The 19,093-nt window shown below is 64.8% G+C and carries 14 protein-coding genes and 1 tRNA gene; 12 read left to right on the forward strand and 3 right to left on the reverse strand.

Annotation, left to right across the window (positions count from 1 at the left end):
* Nucleotides 1–183: 183 nt before the first annotated feature.
* The gene (locus DAEP_RS0116640; protein ID WP_008558070.1) at nt 184–798 is read right to left on the reverse strand and encodes a response regulator transcription factor; all 615 of its coding nucleotides are present in this window, start codon (nt 796–798) and stop codon (nt 184–186) included.
* A 298-nt stretch (nt 799–1,096) separates the two neighbouring features.
* Here DAEP_RS0116640 and DAEP_RS0116645 point away from each other — a divergent pair, with 298 nt between their 5' ends.
* From DAEP_RS0116645 to DAEP_RS0116685, 9 genes are all read left to right on the forward strand, one after another.
* Nucleotides 1,097–2,347, forward strand: a complete 1,251-nt coding sequence (locus tag DAEP_RS0116645) for a pyridoxal-phosphate-dependent aminotransferase family protein (protein ID WP_027245451.1) — start codon at nt 1,097–1,099, stop codon at nt 2,345–2,347.
* 32 nt (nt 2,348–2,379) lie between these two features.
* Nucleotides 2,380–3,579 carry a malate--CoA ligase subunit beta gene (locus tag DAEP_RS0116650; RefSeq protein WP_008553345.1) on the forward strand — a complete coding sequence of 400 codons (1,200 nt, stop codon included), beginning with the start codon at nt 2,380–2,382 and terminating at the stop codon, nt 3,577–3,579.
* On the forward strand, nt 3,576–4,469 hold the full coding sequence (gene sucD, locus DAEP_RS0116655; protein WP_008556966.1) for a succinate--CoA ligase subunit alpha: 894 nt from the start codon (nt 3,576–3,578) through the stop codon (nt 4,467–4,469). The genes DAEP_RS0116650 and sucD overlap by 4 nt, the downstream gene beginning before the upstream one ends.
* Nucleotides 4,470–4,565: 96 nt before the next feature.
* Nucleotides 4,566–5,537 (forward strand): 2-hydroxyacid dehydrogenase, encoded by a 972-nt coding sequence (locus DAEP_RS0116660; protein ID WP_027245452.1) that lies wholly within the window; start codon nt 4,566–4,568, stop codon nt 5,535–5,537.
* Nucleotides 5,537–8,197 (forward strand): phosphoenolpyruvate carboxylase, encoded by a 2,661-nt coding sequence (locus DAEP_RS0116665; RefSeq protein WP_027245453.1) that lies wholly within the window; start codon nt 5,537–5,539, stop codon nt 8,195–8,197. Before DAEP_RS0116660 ends, DAEP_RS0116665 begins: the two co-directional genes overlap by 1 nt.
* Nucleotides 8,198–8,210: 13 nt before the next feature.
* Nucleotides 8,211–9,494 (forward strand): serine hydroxymethyltransferase, encoded by a 1,284-nt coding sequence (gene glyA, locus DAEP_RS0116670; protein WP_027245454.1) that lies wholly within the window; start codon nt 8,211–8,213, stop codon nt 9,492–9,494.
* A gap of 323 nt (nt 9,495–9,817) precedes the next feature.
* Nucleotides 9,818–10,573 carry a DeoR/GlpR family DNA-binding transcription regulator gene (locus tag DAEP_RS0116675; RefSeq protein ID WP_245595107.1) on the forward strand — a complete coding sequence of 252 codons (756 nt, stop codon included), beginning with the start codon at nt 9,818–9,820 and terminating at the stop codon, nt 10,571–10,573.
* 153 nt (nt 10,574–10,726) lie between these two features.
* A complete protein-coding gene (locus DAEP_RS0116680) occupies nt 10,727–12,400 on the forward strand; it encodes a Na/Pi cotransporter family protein (RefSeq protein WP_027245456.1) in 1,674 nt (557 codons plus the stop codon).
* Nucleotides 12,401–12,439: 39 nt separating this feature from the next.
* Nucleotides 12,440–13,279, forward strand: coding sequence for a DMT family transporter (locus DAEP_RS0116685; RefSeq protein WP_027245457.1), 840 nt, complete (start codon nt 12,440–12,442; stop codon nt 13,277–13,279).
* A 51-nt stretch (nt 13,280–13,330) separates the two neighbouring features.
* Here the strand turns inward: DAEP_RS0116685 and DAEP_RS0116690 are convergent, their stop codons facing one another.
* Nucleotides 13,331–16,288, reverse strand: a complete 2,958-nt coding sequence (locus DAEP_RS0116690) for a PAS domain S-box protein (protein ID WP_027245458.1) — start codon at nt 16,286–16,288, stop codon at nt 13,331–13,333.
* A gap of 554 nt (nt 16,289–16,842) precedes the next feature.
* Nucleotides 16,843–16,917: transfer RNA gene (locus DAEP_RS0116695), tRNA-Thr, on the reverse strand.
* Between the two features lie 85 nt (nt 16,918–17,002).
* Between DAEP_RS0116695 and DAEP_RS24270 the strand changes: the two genes are divergently transcribed.
* Genes DAEP_RS24270 through DAEP_RS0116710 form a run of 3 tightly spaced genes read left to right on the forward strand, consistent with a single transcriptional unit; the run spans nt 17,003 to nt 18,909 of the window.
* Nucleotides 17,003–17,158: a hypothetical protein gene (locus DAEP_RS24270; protein ID WP_008556790.1), complete on the forward strand. Its 156-nt coding sequence runs from the start codon at nt 17,003–17,005 to the stop codon at nt 17,156–17,158.
* 6 nt (nt 17,159–17,164) lie between these two features.
* Nucleotides 17,165–18,433, forward strand: a complete 1,269-nt coding sequence (gene murA, locus DAEP_RS0116705) for a UDP-N-acetylglucosamine 1-carboxyvinyltransferase (protein ID WP_027245459.1) — start codon at nt 17,165–17,167, stop codon at nt 18,431–18,433.
* Nucleotides 18,433–18,909 (forward strand): DUF2948 family protein, encoded by a 477-nt coding sequence (locus DAEP_RS0116710; protein ID WP_027245460.1) that lies wholly within the window; start codon nt 18,433–18,435, stop codon nt 18,907–18,909. Before murA ends, DAEP_RS0116710 begins: the two co-directional genes overlap by 1 nt.
* The last annotated feature ends 184 nt before the right edge of the window (nt 18,910–19,093 follow it).

Consider the following 19,093-nt stretch of genomic DNA (forward strand, 5'->3'; position numbering starts at 1 on the left):
GCGCTCCTCATTCGCAATGGGGTTTGGTCCTCTCCTCTCTAGGCATTCCTCATGAGGGTGTTTCCTGTCAAGAAAAAACTATTCATTTAAATACATTCGCGCGGGAGCGCGCCCGCGCGTCGCGCCCCCGTGTGCGTGCGCGTATGCGCACCCGCGTGCGAGGCGCAGGGCGGCGAGCGGGGGCTACTCCTCCAGGCTGAAATCGCCTCTGGCAGCGCGGTTGGCGTAGTAGAACGCAATCGCCTGGGCGCGGTTCTTGACCGAGAGTTTTTCGTAGAGGTTCGACAGGTGGAACTTCACCGTGTTGGTCGAAATCTCCAGTTCCTTGCTGAGCTCCTTGTTGGTGAGCCCCTTGGACAGCGCCTCCAGCATCGTGCGCTCGCGGCGCGACAGCTGCTCGATCGGATCGGTTTGCAGCCCGCGGACGTCGAGGAAGGGGAAAACCATCTTGCCCGCGGCGACAGCCAGGCAAGTGTCGAGGAGACCGTCGACAGCGCTGGAGCGCGGGGCAAAGCCGGCCGCGCCTGCGCTCATCGCCTTGCGCGGAACGTCGCCGCTGTCGTCGGCATAGACCACCAGCCGCGGCGCGTTGGCCTGGTCGCGCAGCACCTCGATCAGCTTGGCGCCGCCAAGGGCGGGCAGGTTCCAGTCGATGATCCCGACCTGCACCGGCACCCGCATCACGGTTCCGAGGAAGCCTTCGGCGGTGGCGGAGGTGGCGACCAGCGAGAATCGCGGGTCCTTCTCGAAGATCTCGGACATCGCCGACAGCACCAGCGGATTTGCGTCCGCAAGCATGACCGAAATAGGGGAAACTTTGTCGCTTATCGGAGCCATTTGGTGCCCTTTTGTCAAAAACTACCCGAATGGGTGGGGTCAGTTTCGGTATGCGACAGTATTTTTACCAGTTTGGGTAGGTAACCTGCCGCCCATTTAGATACCCAAAAGCAGGATATAGGAATGTTGCGGGTTTTGTCGACCTGGGTTTTCCTTAGGTTAACAGATGTTGACCGTCAGGAAACAAACCTTCCCGCAGCGAAGAAGGCCCGTGACCTCCGGCGCATCGGCAAACAGACACCAACAGAGGTTTGACCCGATGACAGAACCCACGATCTTCCCCAGCCTGGAAATCCCGGAGACCCTGGCCGCTGGCCCCGGCCCGGGCAATACCGACCCCCGCGTGCTGCAGGCCTTCGCCAACACCGGCCTGGCCGACCACATGCAGGCGGATGTGCTGCGCGGCATGATCGAGTGCAAGCAGATGCTGCGCGACCTCTGGGGCACTTCCAACACCTACACCTACGGCGTCGGCGGCACCGGCTTCTCGGGCCTCGATTGCATGCTGAACGCGATCCTGCCGGGGGATACCGTGGTTGCCTTCCAGAACGGCACCTTCTCGGGCATCGACGCGATGACCATCCGGATGAAGGCCGCCACCCGCGAGGAACTGGCTGCCAATCCGATGAACCCGCAGCCTGCTTCTGTCACCGTAGTCGACGTGCCGCATGGCGAGTCGGTGTCCGGCAAGCTGGTGGAGCAGGTGCTGGGTGAAAAGAAACCCAAGTGGGCCTTCATGGCGCATTGGGAAACCGGATCTGGCCGCATCAACGACCTCAAGGGCTTCTCGGATGCCTGTGTGAAGCACGGCGTGATGGGCCTGATCGACGCGGTGTCCTCGCTGGGCATCGAGGACTTCTCGATCGACGACTATCCGGGCGTCGTGGGCTGGGCGTCCTGCCCGCAGAAGGGTGTGCTGTGCCTGCCGCTGACCTATGCGCCGGTGTCCTTCACCGACACGTACATCCAGACAGTGCGTGCGAACGGCTGCCATTCCTATGTCCACAACCCGATCCTGGAAGCCCGGCATTGGGGTATCGTTGACGGTCAGGATGTGGCTGCCGGCACCTACCACCGCACCCATTCCGGCTATGCCGTTGCCGCCTTTCACGAGGCGCTGAGGATCACCCTGCAGCACGGGCGTGCGCAAAAGGCCCGCGACTATGCCTTCCACGAAAAAGCGCTGCGCGATGCCGTCACCGCGATGGGGTGCGACGTGACCAGCAACATGACCAGCCTGGTGGTTCTGAACCTTCCCGGCGATCTGGCAGGCCGTGAAAAGGAATTGGTGGGCAACTGCCGCGCCGTCGGTTTCGGCATCTGGCCGACCCTGTCGGAGCCGGTTCAGGTCCGCATCGGCATCCTGAACCAGATCACCCCGGCAGCCATCACCGACATCGTCAACCGCTTCGGCAAGGCGATGAACGGCATGGGCGCCAATGTCGACATGGGGGCGATCAACGCCCTGCTCGACAAGCATTACGCACCGGCACTGGAACCGGCTGAGTAATAGAATTCCGGCATCCATGAGGAGGAGAGACCATGGATATCCACGAATACCAGGCCAAGGAAGTTCTGAGCAACTTCGGCGTGACGGTTCCGCCGGGCGCGCTGGCCTACAGCCCCGAGCAGGCGGCCTATCGCGCGCGGGAGCTGGGCGGCGACAAATGGATCGTCAAGGCCCAGGTTCACGCCGGCGGCCGCGGCAAGGCGGGCGGCGTCAAGCTGTGCAATTCCGAAGCCGAAATCTATGAGGCGACCGAGAATCTGTTCGGCAAGAAGCTGGTGACGCACCAGACCGGCCCCGAGGGCAAAGGCATTTACCGTGTCTATGTCGAGGGTGCGGTGCCGATTGCCCGAGAGATCTACCTCGGTTTTGTGCTGGACCGCTCCAGCCAGCGGGTGATGATCGTTGCCTCCTCTGAAGGCGGCATGGAGATTGAGGAGATCTCTGCCGAGCGGCCCGAGTCCATCGTGCGCTCAACCGTTGAACCGGCCGTCGGCCTGCAGGATTTCCAGGCGCGCGAGATCGCGTTTGCCCTGGGCATCGAACCGGCCCTGACCCAGCAGATGGTGCGCACCCTCAAGGGCTGCTACCAGGCGTTTTCCGAACTGGACGCCACCATGGTTGAGATCAACCCGCTGGTGGTCACCTCGGACAACCGGGTCATCGCGCTGGACGCAAAGATGACCTTTGACGACAACGCCCTGTTCCGCCACCCGCAGATCGCGGAGCTGCGCGACAAAAGCCAGGAAGACCCGCGCGAAGCCCGCGCCGCCGACCGCGGCCTGTCCTATGTCGGGCTTGAGGGCAACATCGGCTGCATCGTGAATGGTGCCGGTCTGGCGATGGCGACGATGGACACCATCAAACTGGCCGGCGGCGAGCCTGCCAACTTCCTGGACATCGGCGGCGGGGCCACGCCGGAACGGGTTGCCAAGGCGTTCCGCCTGGTGATGTCCGACAGCAACGTGCAGGCGGTTCTGGTCAACATCTTTGCCGGCATCAACCGCTGCGACTGGGTGGCCGAAGGTGTCGTTCAGGCGCTGCGCGAAGTGCAGGTTGACGTGCCTGTGGTGGTCCGCCTTGCAGGCACCAACGTCGAGGAAGGCCAGAAGATCCTGGCACAAAGCGGCCTGCCGCTGATCCGCGCTTCCTCGCTGATGGAAGCCGCTGAGCGGGCCGTCGGCGCTTGGAAAAACGACCTTGATCAAAACACCCGTGTGAGGGCCGTCAAATGAGCATCCTTCTTGATCGCGACAGCAAAGTCATTGTTCAGGGCATCACCGGCAAGATCGCCCGCTTCCACACCAAAGATATGATCGAATACGGAACCAACGTCGTGGGCGGCGTGGTGCCGGGCAAGGGCGGCGAGACCGTCGAGGGCGTGCCGGTCTTCAACACCGTGAAGGAAGCGGTGGAGGCCACCGGCGCAAATGCCTCCTTGGTGTTCGTGCCGCCGCCGTTTGCTGCCGACTCCATCATGGAAGCGGCGGATGCGGGCATCAAATACTGTGTCTGCATCACTGACGGCATCCCGGCCCAGGACATGATCCGGGTGAAGCGCTACATGTACCGCTATCCCAAGGACAAGCGGATGATCCTGACGGGACCGAACTGCGCGGGCACCATCTCGCCGGGCAAGGCGCTCTTGGGCATCATGCCGGGCCATATTTACCTGCCGGGCACAGTGGGCATCATCGGCCGCTCCGGCACCTTGGGGTACGAGGCCGCGGCACAGCTAAAAGAGCTTGGCCTGGGGGTTTCCACCTCGGTTGGCATCGGCGGCGACCCGATCAACGGCTCCTCCTTCAAGGACATCCTGGAATGGTTCGAGAAGGATCCCGAAACTGAGGTCATTGCAATGATCGGTGAAATCGGCGGTCCGCAGGAAGCGGAAGCGGCGGAGTACATTCGCGATCACGTGACCAAGCCGGTGGTGGCCTATGTCGCGGGATTGACCGCCCCCAAGGGCCGCACCATGGGCCACGCGGGCGCGATCATCTCGGCCTTTGGCGAGAGCGCATCGGAAAAGGTGGAGATCCTGTCGGCTGCGGGCGTGACCGTGGCCGAGAACCCCGCCGTGATCGGCGAAACCATCGCAAGCGTGATGAAAAAGAACGCCGCCTGATCCGGTAACGGAACAGGCGCAACGCTCCACCCTTGGCCCGGGGCAATGGCAGGGGGGGGAGCGCATTAACAAAACGCACGTCAGGGAGATGACATCATGGCAAAGCCCAAGGTTCTGGTGACCCGCCGCTGGCCCGCCGCCGTTGAGGCGCAGCTGTCCGAGGCGTTTGATGCTGTGCTGAACACGGGTGATAAGCCCCTGAGCGAGGACGAACTGCGCGATGCGATGGCATCTTACGACGCTGTGCTGCCGACCGTGACGGACAAAATTTCCGCGAGGGCGTTTGACATAGCCAAGCCGCAGGCCCGGATCCTCGCCAATTACGGTGTCGGCTATTCCCATATTGATATGCATGGCGCAGCCGGCCACGGCATGACCGTGACCAACACCCCGGATGTCCTCAGCGAATGCACCGCTGACATTGCCATGACGCTTTTGCTGATGGTGGCCCGCCGTGCGGGTGAGGGCGAGCGCGAGCTGCGCGCCGGCGCGTGGACCGGCTGGTGCCCGACCCATCTGATCGGCACCAAGGTCTCCGGCAAGACGCTGGGCATCGTGGGCTTTGGACGCATCGGCCAGGAGATGGCCCGGCGCGCGCACCACGGCTTCGGCATGAAGATCGTGGTGCAGAACCGCTCCCGCGTGTCCCCCGATATTCTCGCCCGCTACAACGCAACTCAAGCGGACAGCCTGGAAGATTTGATGCCGCTGTGCGATTTTGTCTCGCTGCACTGCCCGGGCGGGCCTGCAAACCGGCACCTGATCAACACCCGGATGCTGAACCTGATGAAGCCGGACGCCTTCCTGATCAACACCGCCCGCGGCGAGGTGATTGACGAACTTGCCCTGTCCCGCGCCCTGTGGTTCGAAACCATCGGCGGCGCTGCATTGGATGTGTTCGACGGCGAGCCGCGCATCAACCCGGATCTGCTGGATTGCGACAACCTTGTGATGCTGCCGCATCTGGGCAGCGCCACCCGCGAAGCGCGCGAGGCGATGGGCTTTCGCGTGCTGGATAACCTGACCGATTTCTTTGCAGGGCGCGAGCCGCGCGACCGGGTGATGTGATGGGAGATCCTGCCGAAACCACCTGTGACGGGGTCGAAGACACCGGCTACGCCGCCGGGCTTCGCGGTGAACTGCATGCGCTTTGGCTGGATGTCCTGCGCCAGCGCGCGCCGGAGGTTGCTGCAAAAGCTGTCTCTGAAACCGCTTGGGATCTGTCCGGCGGGCAGCCCGCGACGGCCTATATGCAGGCCTTCAACATCTGGTTCCAGCTGCTGAAGATCGTCGAGGAAAACGCCGCCATGCGCGACCGCCGCATGGCCGAAACCCAGGACGGGCCCGAAGTGGTCGAGGGCAGCTTTGCGCGTGCGCTGGATCTGGCCGGCGAACTGGCGACGCCCGAACGGCTGCAGGAGGTCGCCAGCCAGTTTTCCATCGGCCCGACTCTGACCGCGCATCCGACCGAAGCCAAGCGCGTCACCATCCTGGAAATCCACCGCCGCATCTACCGCGGGCTGGTGTCGCTGGAGGCCAAGCGCTGGACCCCGCGCGAGCGGGCAGGCCTGCTGGCGGATCTGCGCTCGGAAATCGACCTGTTGTGGATGACGGGCGAGCTGCGCCGCGACCGGCCCAGCCTGCAGGACGAAATCCAATGGGGCCTGCAGTTTTTCCGAGACAGCCTGTTTGAAGCGGTTCCGCAGCTGTTCGAACGCTACATTGCTGCAGCAGAGCCGCGGCTCGGCGACACCGCTGATGCGCCCTGCCTCAAATTCCATTCCTGGATCGGCGGCGACCGAGACGGCAACCCGAATGTGACGGTGGAGGCCACGGCGGCAGCCCTGACCGCGAACCGCGCAGCGATCCTGGACCGCTACCAGACGGCTTTGACCACTGCGGCGGAGCGGATCTCTATTTCGGCGGCAGTCTTTGCTTTGCCGGAAGGCACCTCTGCCAGGCTGGCGAAGGTCATTGCTGCAGCACCCGGCGCCGCGGCGCTGTCCGCCCGCAATCCGGGTGAAGTCTTCCGCCAGGCGCTGACCGCGATCCTGGCGCGGATCAAGGCCACGGCTGCCGAGGGCGCCGGCGCCTATAAGCACCTTGGCGATTTCGTTGCCGGCCTGACAGAAGTGGAAGCGGCGCTTGAGGAAATCGGCGCCAACCGCCTGGCGGCCCGCTATGTCCGCCCGATCCGCTGGCAGGCCGATGTCTTTGGCTTCCGCACGGTGACGCTGGACGTGCGTCAAAACTCCACCGTGACCACCGAAACGCTGACCGAAATCTGGGCGCGCTCGGGCAATGTGCCTGATTTCGGCAGCCCGGAGTGGTCGGCGCGCCTGCGCCGGGAATTGGGCAGCGCCTCGCTGCCTTATATGATGCCGGAGGAGCTGAGCCCGCAAAGCGGCGAGCTGCTGAAACTGCTGCGGCTGATGCGCGATGCAGGGGCAGGGGAGGACCCGCAGGTGATGGGGCCCTTTATCCTGTCGATGACACGCTCCACCGATGACTTGCTGGCGGTCTACCTGCTGGCGCGCTATGCCGGGTTCGGGGCCGAAAAGGCTGCGCTCAAGGTGGTGCCGCTGTTTGAAACCATCGGCGACCTGCGCGCGGCGCCCGGCATCCTTGACGGCCTGTTGGACGTGCCCTTCGCCCGCCGCTCGTTGAAATCCGGCGACAGCCGGATCGAGGTGATGCTGGGCTATTCCGACAGCAACAAGGATGGCGGTTTCCTCTGCTCCACCTGGGAGCTGGAAAAGGCGCAGCGCCTGATCACTCGCACCCTGGCGGCGCACCGGATGAAGCCGGTGTTCTTCCACGGCCGCGGCGGCTCGGTTTCCCGCGGCGGAGCCCCTGCCGAACGCGCCATTGCCGCCCAGCCTGCGGGCACCATCGCTGGCCGGATGCGGATCACCGAACAGGGTGAGGTGGTCAGCTCCAAATACGCCAACCGCGGCACCGCCCTGCATCAGCTGGAGCTGATGGCATCCTCAGTGCTGCGCCATTCGCTGCAGGACGATGTGCCGCCGGTAAACCCGGAGCATGATGATGCCTTCGAGGCGCTCGCGGGCATGTCGCAGGCGGCCTATTCCAACTTGCTGAACGCGCCTGGTTTCCTGGATTACTTCCAGCAGGCCAGCCCGGTGGAAGAGTTGGCCATGCTCAAGATCGGCTCGCGCCCCGCGCGCCGCTTCGGCGCCAGCTCGCTGGACGATTTACGGGCGATCCCTTGGGTCTTTGCCTGGTCGCAGAACCGTCACATGATCACCGGATGGTACGGTTTCGGCTCGGCGGTTGCCAGTTTCCGCAGGTTCCGCGGCGCACGCGGAGAGGCGGTGCTGCAGGACATGTTTGCGGGGTCGCCGCTGTTCCGCCTGGTGGTGGATGAGGTTGAAAAGACCCTGCTGCAAAGCGACATGGAAATCGCCGCCGACTACGCAACACTGGTGCAGAATGGCGAAATCCGTGACCGCATCTTCGGCTCCATCCGAAAGGAGTATCAGCTGGCCTGCGAGGCAATCCTGTTCCTCACCGGTGACAGCCGCCTGGCGCTGCGCTTTCCGCGGCTGCGCGCCCGCTTCGGCCGCGTCGAAAACATGCTGCGCGAAATTCACAAGACCCAAGTGCGGCTCTTGCAAGAGAACCGCGCCGAAAAGCCTTCAACAGTGCCGGTCCCGCTGATGCAGTCGATGAACTGCGTGGCCGCGGGCCTTGGCTGGACTGGATAGACAGGAGCCCCGCATGTCCAAAGATCTGTTTTTCACCCAATCGCTGTCCGAGCGCGATCCTGAGCTTTACGGCGCGATCACGGCCGAGCTGGGCCGCCAGCGCGACGAGATCGAGCTGATTGCCTCCGAGAACATCGTCTCCGCCGCGGTGATGGAAGCGCAAGGCTCCGTGCTCACCAACAAATACGCCGAAGGCTACCCGGGGCGCCGCTACTACGGCGGCTGCCAGTATGTCGACGTCGCCGAAAACCTGGCCATCGACCGCGCCAAGCAGCTGTTCGGCTGCGAATTCGCCAATGTGCAGCCGAACTCCGGCAGCCAGGCCAACCAGGGCGTGTTCCAGGCGCTCTTGCAGCCCGGCGACACCATCCTCGGCATGGATCTGGCCTCCGGCGGCCACCTGACCCACGGCGCCGCGCCGAACCAGTCGGGCAAGTGGTTCAACGCCGTGCATTACGGCGTGCGCCGCGATGACAACCGGATCGACTACGACCAGATCCAGGCGCTGGCAACCGAGCACCAGCCGAAGCTGATCATCGCCGGCGGCTCCGCCATCCCGCGCCAGATCGACTTTGCCAAATTCCGCGAAATCGCGGACAGCGTCGGCGCCTATTTCATGGTCGACATGGCCCATATCGCGGGCCTGATCGCCGCCGGCGAGCACCCCTCGCCGTTCCCGCATGCGCATGTCGCCACCACCACCACCCACAAGACCCTGCGCGGCCCCCGCGGCGGCATGATCGTGACCAATGACGCGGAGATCGCCAAGAAGGTGAACTCGGCGATCTTCCCGGGCATCCAGGGCGGCCCGCTGATGCATGTGATCGCAGGCAAGGCGGCGGCCTTCGGCGAGGCGCTGAAGCCGGAGTTCAAGGCCTACCAGAAGCAGGTGCGCGCCAATGCGGCGGCGCTGGCGGATCAGCTGATCAAGGGCGGCCTGGACATCGTGACCGGCGGCACCGATACGCATGTGATGCTGGTCGACCTGCGCCCCAAGGGCGTGACCGGCAACATCGCCGACAAGGCGCTGGGCCGCGCCCATATCACCACCAACAAGAACGGCATCCCGTTCGACCCGGAAAAGCCCACCGTGACCTCGGGCCTGCGCCTGGGCACGCCCGCAGGCACCACCCGCGGCTTCGGCGAGGCGGAGTTCCGCCAGATCGCCGACCTGATCATCGAGGTGATCGACGGGCTGGCGGCCAACGGTGAAGAAGGCAACGCGGATGTGGAAGCGGCGGTGCGCGCCAAGGTCGCGGACCTCTGCGCCAAGTTCCCGCTCTACCCGAACCTGTAAGCTCCGGCTTATCTGACGAAAAGAAACCGCCGCGGCTCCAGGACCGCGGCGGTTTTCTGTTGCCCGGCAGGCTCCCGCGCCCTGCCTAACGCTTTCGGGACGGCCGCAGGAAGGCCGGAAAGGGGCGGGAGCGCCTCCGCCGCTGGACGGGAGGGGCGGGTTTGCGAGGCGTTTATGGGCGATCCGCCGGAAAATCCCAAAAAAATGTGGGAAATTGTGGGTCGGTGTTGTAATGCGGCGGCGGGCCATGCCTAATCGCGTGAAGACTTCAGTTGCCAATGGGGTGCCTCTTGCCGGACTCTCTTGCCCTCTCCCACCGTGAAATGGAGCTTGTGGACGCCTTGCGGCGCCTTGGCGGCTCGGCCCGCAGTGCTGAGCTTGCCAGGATGCTCGACGTCTCAGAGGAGACCGTGCGCCGCACCATCAAGGCGCTGGACAAAGCGGGCGCGGTGCAGCGGGTGCATGGCGGCGCCTTCCTGGCCGGGCCGCAAAGCGCGACCAGCTTTGCCCGGAGGATTTCCGAAAACCAGAAGGAAAAGGCGCTGATTGCGGCCCGCGCGGCGGCGCATGTCCGCAATGGCATGGCGCTGTTTCTGGATGTCGGCTCCACCACCGCCTTTGTGGCCGAGGAGCTGCGGCAGAAATCAGGCCTGACCGTGGTGACCAATTCCGTAGGTGCCGCGCAGACACTGGCGAACCACAATGGCAACCGGGTTCATTTCCTGGGCGGTGAATTGCAAAGCAATGAACGCGGAACCTTCGGCTTTGTGACCGAGCAGCAGGTGCGCCGCTTCGCGCTGGACCTGGCGGTCCTGTCGGCGGACGGATTCTCCGCCAAACACGGGATCCTCTACCACAGCCCGGCGGAGGCGCAGCTGGCGCGCGTTGTTGCGGAGTGCTGCGAACAGCTTGCTGTCGCCATCGCGCACCCCAAATTTGATGAAACCGCGCCGCATTGCGGCCCGTCGCCGCGCAGGATTGATCTTTTGTTCACGGATCAGGCCCCTGGCAGAAAGCTGGCCGCAGCGCTTTCCGGCTGGGGAATAAAGACCGACATCGCGCCCGGGGCAGACGGTTGAGGGGGCTGGCATCAGCCCGGTCCGTGGCTGGCGGCGGGGAACCCGGGCCGTGCTGCGTGTCCCCGTTGCGCCCGTGGCAGGGCTGTGCTGATAGGATTATGATGCTCCTCACCGCAGAGACCTGGCGGCACGGAGGGGAAACCGGAACCTGATATGGCGATCCTGACCTTTCTGATCAGCCTCGCGGGCGCGACGATGCTGCTGCTTTACGCGGTGCGGATGGTGCGGACCGGGATCGAGCGCAGCTATGGCGCTTCGTTCCAGCGGCTGCTGACCGGGCGGCAGAGCCATCTGCAGGCCGGAATGATGGGGCTGACCCTCGCCATCGTGCTGCAAAGCTCGGCGGCGGTGGCGCTGCTTGCCTCGGGGTTCGCCGCCAGCGGCTATCTCGCCTTCCCCACCGGGCTGGCGATCGTGCTGGGCGGCGATCTCGGCTCGGCGCTGATCATCCAGATCCTGTCGTTCAAGCTCGACTGGCTGGTGCCCATGCTTTTGGCGGCGGGCGGCTACCTGTTCGTCAAGACCGAGGCCAAGAAGGCGCGGCAGCTTGGGCGGATCCTGATGGGGGTGGCTTTCATCCTGATTTCGCTCAGGTTTCTGCGCGAGGCGATGGACCCGATCCGCGGCAGCGCCTTTCTGCCCGCCATCGCGGGCTATCTGGCGCGCGACTATATCACCGCCTTCCTGGCGGGCGGCGCGCTGGCCTTCGTGATGCATTCCTCCGTCGCGGCGATCCTGATGTGCGTAACGCTGGTGCAGATCGGCGCCCTTCCCTTTGCCGCCGGGCTGTCGCTGGTCCTGGGGGCCAATTTCGGCTCCGCCTTCATTCCGGTCTGGCTCAGCCGCGGCATGGACCTGAAGGCGCGGCGCATTCCCTATGCCAACCTCGCCCTGCGCGGCACCTGGGCGGTGATCTGCCTGCTCGGGGCCAATCTGGCGCTGCGCCAGGGCTGGCTCGGCGACCCGCAGGGCGGCCAGATGCTGGTCAGCGCGCATCTCGCCTTCAACGCCGCGCTGCTGCTGCTGGCGCTGCCGCTCTGCACGCCGCTGGCCGGTGTCTTTGCGCGGCTGTTCCCGGATCCGGCGGCGCGGGCGCAGCCGCCGGGGCGGCCGGTCAGCGCGCTGGAGCAGGGCCGCTACGGCGCGCCCGCGCAGGCGGTGGCCAACCTCACCCGCGAGCTCTTGCGGATGGCCGGGCTGGTCGGCGCCATGTTCCGCCCGGTGCTGGAGCTGTACGAGAGCGGCAGCAAGGAGCAGATCCGCGCGGTGCAGCAGATGGACGCGGAGGTGAACGCCTGCCTGTCGGGCATCCGCCAGTATGTGGCGGCGATCCCGGCGGAGGCGTTCAGCAAGGACCAGCTGAAGACCGCCCGCAGCCTGATGGAATACGCCATCCGGCTGGAGACCGCGGGCGATGTGGTGGCCCGCCGCCTGACGGTGCTCGCCGGGGAAATGCGCAAGAAGGAGCTGCGGTTTTCCCGCGACGGCTGGCTGGAGATCACCCGCATGCATGAGGCGATCCTGGCCAATCTGCAGCTGGCCTCCAACGTGCTGATCTCCGACGACCTGGAGAGCGCGCGGCTTCTGAGCCTGGAGAAGACCGAGCTGAAACGGATGGAGCGCGACAGCCGCAAGCGCCACCTGCGGCGGCTGCAAGGCGGCGGGCAGGAGAGTTTCGACACCTCCGACATCCACCTGGAGACCCTGCGCGCGCTGCGCGAGTTCAACAGCCACATCGCCGCGGTGGCCTATCCGGTGCTCTACCGAAACGGCCAGCTCTTGGAAACGCGGCTGATCGAGGAGATGCGGCCGGAAGAAACCGATTGAGGCTGAAACCGGCCTGTTAACAAAAGACCTATCCCGATTATGACCCCCTTTATCATTGCCATCATTCTGTCAGCGGCGCTGCTGCACGCGGTGTGGAACGCGATTGTGAAAACCGCAACCGACCGCACCACAACGCTGGGGCTGGTTGCCTTTGGCCATGTCATCCCCGCCTCCGTGATGATCGCGGTGCTGCCGCTGCCGTCGGCTGAGAGTTTTGTTTTCATCCTGCTCTCGACTGCCGTGCATTTCGGCTATTACTACATGCTGGGGCGGGCCTATCAGCATGGCGACCTCAGCGTTGTGTACCCGATTGCGCGGGGCATCGTGCCGGCACTGGTGGGCATCTGGGCGATGATCTTTGCTGGGGAGGTGCTGCCGCTGCAGGCCTGGGCGGGGATTGCGGTGATCGCGCTTGGCATCCAGCTCAGCAGCTGGAAAGCGCTGCGCTCCGGCGTTGGCCGTGCGGCGCTGGGATTTGCCGCCGGGACCGGGTTTTGCATTTCGGTCTATTCGCTGGTCGATGGCATCGGGGTGAGGCTGTCGGGCAACACGCTCAGCTACTGGGCCTGGGGGGCGTTTCTGCACATTTTCATCGCGGGCTTCATCGCCCTGCGCAAGCGCCGCACTCTGGCGGCCTTGCGCCCGCGGACCTGGGCGCTGGGCATTGCCGGCGGGCTGGTGTCGATGACGGCCTACGGCCTGGTGCTTTATGCGAAGAACTTTGCCCCGCTGGGGGCCGTCTCGGCGCTGCGGGAAACCTCGGTAATCTTTGCGGCGCTGATCGGGTTTGCCGTTCTGAAGGAAGGCTATTGGATGCGGCGCCTGGGTGCGGCGGTGCTGATGGCCGCGGGCGTGTCGCTCATCGGTACGGCTGTCTAGCGCCCGCGCCCCTTGGCGGCCCGCTGCCGGACAGGGCGGGGGCTTGCGGCATCAGGCGCTGGCGCGGGGCCGCCGCTGCGTATCGTCTGCGTCTGCCAGAACGGCTGCAAGAGTGTGCAGCAGCACCGCCTTTTTCACCGGCTTCGCCAGAAAGCGGTTCATGCCGGCGTCCAGGCAGGCCTGCCGGTCGCTGGAGAAGGCATTTGCCGTCAGCGCCACGATGACCGGCTGGCGGATCGGAAGGCTGCGGATTTCCTGGGTGGCGGAAATGCCATCCAGTTCCGGCATCGACATGTCCATCAGGATGACGTCCGGCTCCAGCTCCCTGCACATCTCCACTGCCGCGCGGCCGTTCCCGGCCTCTTGCAGATCCACCGGCTGGCCGCGCAGGAACTTGCGGACCAGCAGCCGGTTGGTCTGGTTGTCCTCGGCCAGCAGCACCCGGCAGGGGGGCAGCTGCGGAGGGGCCTCCGGCAGCGCCGGTGCTGTGGCATCCGCCGCCTGGCTGGCGGGGGCCATCTGCAGTTCCAGCCGGAAGCAGGAACCTTTGCCGGGCTGCGATTGCACCGTTATGCCGCCGCCCATCCGCTTGGCCAGCATGCTGGAAATCGTCAGGCCCAGCCCGGTGCCGCCAAACGCCTTGGTGGTTGCGGCGTCGGCCTGGGTGAAGCGGTCAAAGATGTGTTTGGCCTGAGTTTCGGAGATTCCGATGCCGCTGTCCTCGACCTCGACCACAAGCCGGCAGGGGTCCTCGCCGGCCTGCGAAACCCGCACCGCGATCTTGCCGTCCGGAGTGAATTTCACCGCATTGCCGATCAGGTTGACCAGGATCTGGCGCAACCGCCCGTCGTCGCCGTGCAGCCGGTCCGGCAGGCCGTTTGCATAGCTCACCTGCATCGACAAGCCCTTTTCAAGCGCCTTCGGGCGGAACAGATCGGCCGCGCCGCCGATGCAGTCGCGCAGGTTGAAATCCTCCCGGCTGATTGCGAATTTCCCGGCCTCCAGCCGCGACAGATCGAGGATGTCATTGATGATTTTCAGCAGCGCCTGCGCTGAGCTGCGGATGGTTTCGACGTTCTGCTGGTCGTCTGCCGTCAGCTCTGCCTCCGCCAGCAGATCGGCCATGCCAATGATCCCGTTCATCGGGGTGCGGATTTCATGGCTCATGTTGGCCAGAAACTCCGACTTGGCGCGGTCGGCGTGTTCGGCGGCCAGCTTGGCCTCGGCCAGTTCGCGCTCGCGTTGCTTGCTGCGGGTGATGTCGCGCTCGATGCCGATGATCAGGTCGACCTCGCCATCGGCGCCGGTCACGGGCACGATGTTGGTGTCGAACCAGACCTCCTCGCCGGACTTGGTGTAATTGAGCACCTCATTGTGGTAGCGGATGCCGCCGTCCTTGTGGCGGTTCATTTCACGCACCACGCTGAGGTCGGTGTCCGGCCCGTCCAGAAGGTCGGACGGGGTGCGTCCGATGGCTTCACCGGCGCTGTAGCCGGTGGCGCGGGTAAAGGCGTCGTTCACCCAGAGGATCTTGCGGCTGGCATCGGTCAGGATGATGCTGTCGGAGGCATGTTTGGCGACCAGCGACAGGCGGTGCAGTTCCGCCTGCTGTTTCTGAAGTTCGGCATGGGCGTCCTCAAGCGCCCGCTTGCCTTCTTTCAGCTCGGTATTACGTTCCGACAGGGCCTGGTTGGCGTGGATCAGCTCCTCGCGCAGGCGGACGTCCTCCGACACGTTCCAGTTGACGCCGATCATCCAGCTGCGCCCCTGGGTGTCGGTGAACGGGCTGGCAAGGGCCCGGATGTGCTTGACCGAGCCGTCGTCCAGCAGGATCCGGAATTCGGAGGCGAAATTCGATTTCGAACGCTCGGCAGCCTCCAGGGATTTGACCACCCGGTCCCGGTCCTGCGGGTGCAGCTTGGCAATCCAGGCGCTGCCCGCCAGCGGACCCTGCTCGCGGGGGACGCCGTAAAGTTCATGCATCCGGCTGTCCCAGCTGACACGCTTGTTGCCGGCGTCGCATTCCCAGATGCCGACCCGGGAGGTCTTGACCGCGATCTCCAGTCGCCGCGAAACCGCTTCCAGCTCCGCCTCCCGGCGGCGCAGCTGCCCGATCACCGTTTGCCGCGCCGCCGACAGCCTGCCGGCCAGGAAGGTCGGGAAAACAATCAGGGTCCCGGCCGCCAGCAGCGCCAGACGCAGCTGCCACAGGTTGCCGGGCTGGGCCTGCCAGCCGCCTGCGGGCCGGGCCGCCAGCTGCCAGGACCCGACCGGCAGATTGATGTCCATCAGGACGGGATCGCCAGCGGGGATCTCCGCGGTGCCAAGAAACTGCTGGCCGGCCGCGCCGGTGCCGTCTTTGCCGGTCAGGGCAATTTCCAGCGTCTGGGCGCCGCCTGTCACGCCGGTTTCCGCATAGAGCGTCTTGGTCTCGACAACGGCCGACAGAATGCCCCAGAACTCTTTATTGTCTTCCGGCCCGGTGAAGATTGGCAGCCGGTAGATGAAACCGGTGCCGCCCTGCACCAGGTTGACCGGCCCGGCCAGCACCATCTCGCCGCTATCGCGGACCCGGTACGCGGCCTCCCGCTGGGGGGCTGTTTTGGTGTAGTCCAGCCCGATGGCGGGTTCGTTCCCCTTGATCGGATAGATCAGCGAAACCACCAGCCCCGGGGCCGCGGCAATATGCCGGATCGCGGTCTGTCCCATCAGAACCTGTTCCGCAATCTGGCTGAACCGCGCCTGCGGCATATCCGGTTCGGTGGCCAGCATGGCGGCAAGCCCGCGCAGCCGCTGATAGTCGCCGTTCAGCTGGCCCTCCAGACGGGACTTCATCAGCCCGGCCTGCTGCTGAATCCTGGCGCGTTCGGACTGGTAGTGAATCGTGTCGTTCTGCCTTTCGGCGTAATATCCGGCAGCGCAAACAACCGCCAGGGCAAGCAGGGCGGGCAGGTAGGTCCGGTTGCCTAGCCTGCGCAGCCAGCCTGCGGAAATCTTGTTCAGGGCCATATAGCCACCTTCTGCATTTGCGCGAATCTCCTCTGACAGCCGCTAGGGCTTTGCGCGCCAGGTGTCCGGTTCTGCTCCAAGATCACCTTAAAGTCTGAAAAACAGGTTTTCACAACCGCAGCTATTTCCGCGGCGGGCTGTGCCGGCAGGATGGCGGCCGATGTGGAAAGCCCGCAGAGAGATTCGTTTCCGGTGCGGTAATTCCGGTGGCCGAGCCCCTGATTTGCGGCATCCCGCTGCGGCGGGGGCCGCAAACGGGCCGGTTCAGTATTACTTGAGGGCTCCGCCGATGCGGCGAATCGCTGAGGCTCAGCCCGTTTCTGCCGCGATACTGCGCCTGCAAATGCGAATCTGCGCGGCCGGGTGGAGCGGTGCCGCCGCCCGCCCGGTCCCGGCTGAAAACCGCCCGGCTGGCCGCCAATGGCCCAAGCGGCGCGAAATCCCTTTATTTTCAGGATATCCAGCTCGCAGGCGATGGCCGTTTGCATGCGAAAGCGGCAGCAAAGGCGTCTGGCTTGAGGCCAAGTTCTTGAAAACACTGATGTTCTGGAAGATGGTGCTGCTGGAGAGAATTGAACTCTCGACCTCTCCCTTACCAAGGGAGTGCTCTACCTCTGAGCTACAGCAGCGCCGGTGAGGGGGCTTTTAGGCATAAACGCGGAGGGGTGCAAGAGCATTCTGGACGGTTTTTTCGCACTAAGTTACAGAAGTTCTATGGCAGAGAAGAAAACACCGAAAAACGACGGATCTGCGGCCTCCCGAGAAGACCGGCTGAAGGCCGCGCTCAAGGCCAACATGGCCCGGCGCAAGGCCCAGGCCAAGGCGCGGGCTGACAAGCAGGACCAGGACACAGGTAAGAGCGGAGAGTAAGAGCAGATGGATTCGATTCTGGTAACGGGCAATGGCCCGCTGAACGGGCAGATCCCGATCGCGGGCGCTAAGAATGCCTGCCTGACCCTGATGCCGGCGACGCTGCTCAGCGAAGAGCCGCTGACGCTTACCAATGCGCCGCGGCTCAGCGACATCAAGACGATGACTCTGCTGCTGCAGTCCCTGGGGGCCGAAGTGTCCAGCCTGCAGGACGGCCAGGTGCTGGCACTGTCGAGCCATGACCTGACAAGCCATGTGGCCGATTATGAAATCGTGCGGAAAATGCGGGCTTCCAACCTGGTGCTCGGCCCGATGCTGGCCCGTCTGGGCCAGGCCGTTGTGTCGCTGCCGGGCGGCTGCGCCATCGGCGCGCGGCCGATGGATCTGCACATCCACGGACTTGAGGCGCTTGGCGCCGAGATTGAGCTGAAAGACGGCTATCTGCACGCCAAGGCGCCGGGCGGCCTCAAAGGTGCGGTGGTCGAGCTGAGTTTTGCCTCGGTCGGCGCCACCGAAAACATCATGATGGCGGCCACGCTTGCCAAGGGCACCACTGTCATCAAGAACGCGGCGCGCGAGCCTGAGATCGTCGACCTGGCGGACTGCCTGCGCAAAATGGGTGCGCAGATCGAGGGCGATGGCAGCCCGAACATCACCATCCAGGGCGTTGACCGGCTGCATGGCGCAACTCACCAGGTGGTCACCGACCGGATCGAGCTTGGCACCTATATGCTGGCCCCCGCGATTTGCGGCGGCGAGGTCGAACTGCTGGGCGGCCGCCGCAGCCTGCTGGAAAGCTTCTGCGACAAGCTGGAAGCGGCGGGCATCGAGATCACCGAAAACGAAAACAGCCTGACCGTCAGCCGCAAGAACGGCCGGGTCCGGGCGGTGGACGTGGTGACTGAACCTTTCCCCGGCTTCCCGACCGACCTGCAGGCGCAGATGATGGCGCTGATGTGCACCGCCGAAGGCACCTCGGTGCTGGAAGAGAAGATCTTCGAAAACCGCTTCATGCACGCCCCGGAACTGGTGCGCATGGGGGCGCAGATCGAGGTGCATGGCGGCCATGCCACGGTGACCGGGGTCGAGAAACTGAAAGGCGCGCCCGTCATGGCCACTGATCTGCGGGCCTCGGTCTCGCTGATACTGGCCGGCATGGCAGCAGAAGGCGAAACCAAGGTGAGCCGTGTCTACCACCTGGACCGCGGCTATGAGCATGTGGTGCGCAAGCTGTCCGGCGTCGGCGCCAAAATAGAACGGATCAAGGAGCAGTGATGGCGGATGCAAGTTTCGAGGATGGCCGTGAGATTCCGCTGAATCTGGGCGCCCTGGAGGAAGAGGACCTCAAGGTCATCTCCTCTCTGATCCAGGACGCAGTCTTTCCTGCAACTGAAATGAGCTGGCGCGCCTCGCAGCGCCGCTTTGCCCTGCTGCTGAACCGCTTCCGCTGGGAGGACCGGGATGCCGCCGAACGCCGCGGCCGCGCCTATGAACGGGTGCAGTCGCTGCTGGTGGTGGACAATGTGCTGCGGGTGGCCTCGCAAGGGGTCGACCGCAAGGACAAGGATCTGGTGCTGTCCCTGCTTGCCGTCAGTTTCGAACCCGGCGAGGACGGCACCGGCCACGTGCTGCTCACCCTGGCGGGCGACGGTGCCATCCGCCTGACGGTCGAGGCGCTGGAAGTCTCTCTGCGCGATGTGACCCGGCCCTATCGTGCCCCCTCCGGGAAGGCCCCGGACCACAAAGCCTGACCAGCGCAATACTAGCCCGGCCTCTCCCGGGCCTTTGCAGTAAGGCTGCGCAACCGGACCGGCGCTCCGGGGCGTTGGCCGCCGGTTACAGAAGGGGCGGCGCCCCGCGATTGCGTCCATTTGCGCCGCGCACGCTCATGCATCTTGAGCCCATAGATCTTGAGACTGTCCGGTCATGCAGCTA

Origin of the sequence: Leisingera daeponensis DSM 23529, assembly GCF_000473145.1 — a bacterium.
GTDB classification, from domain to species: Bacteria; Pseudomonadota; Alphaproteobacteria; order Rhodobacterales; family Rhodobacteraceae; genus Leisingera; species Leisingera daeponensis.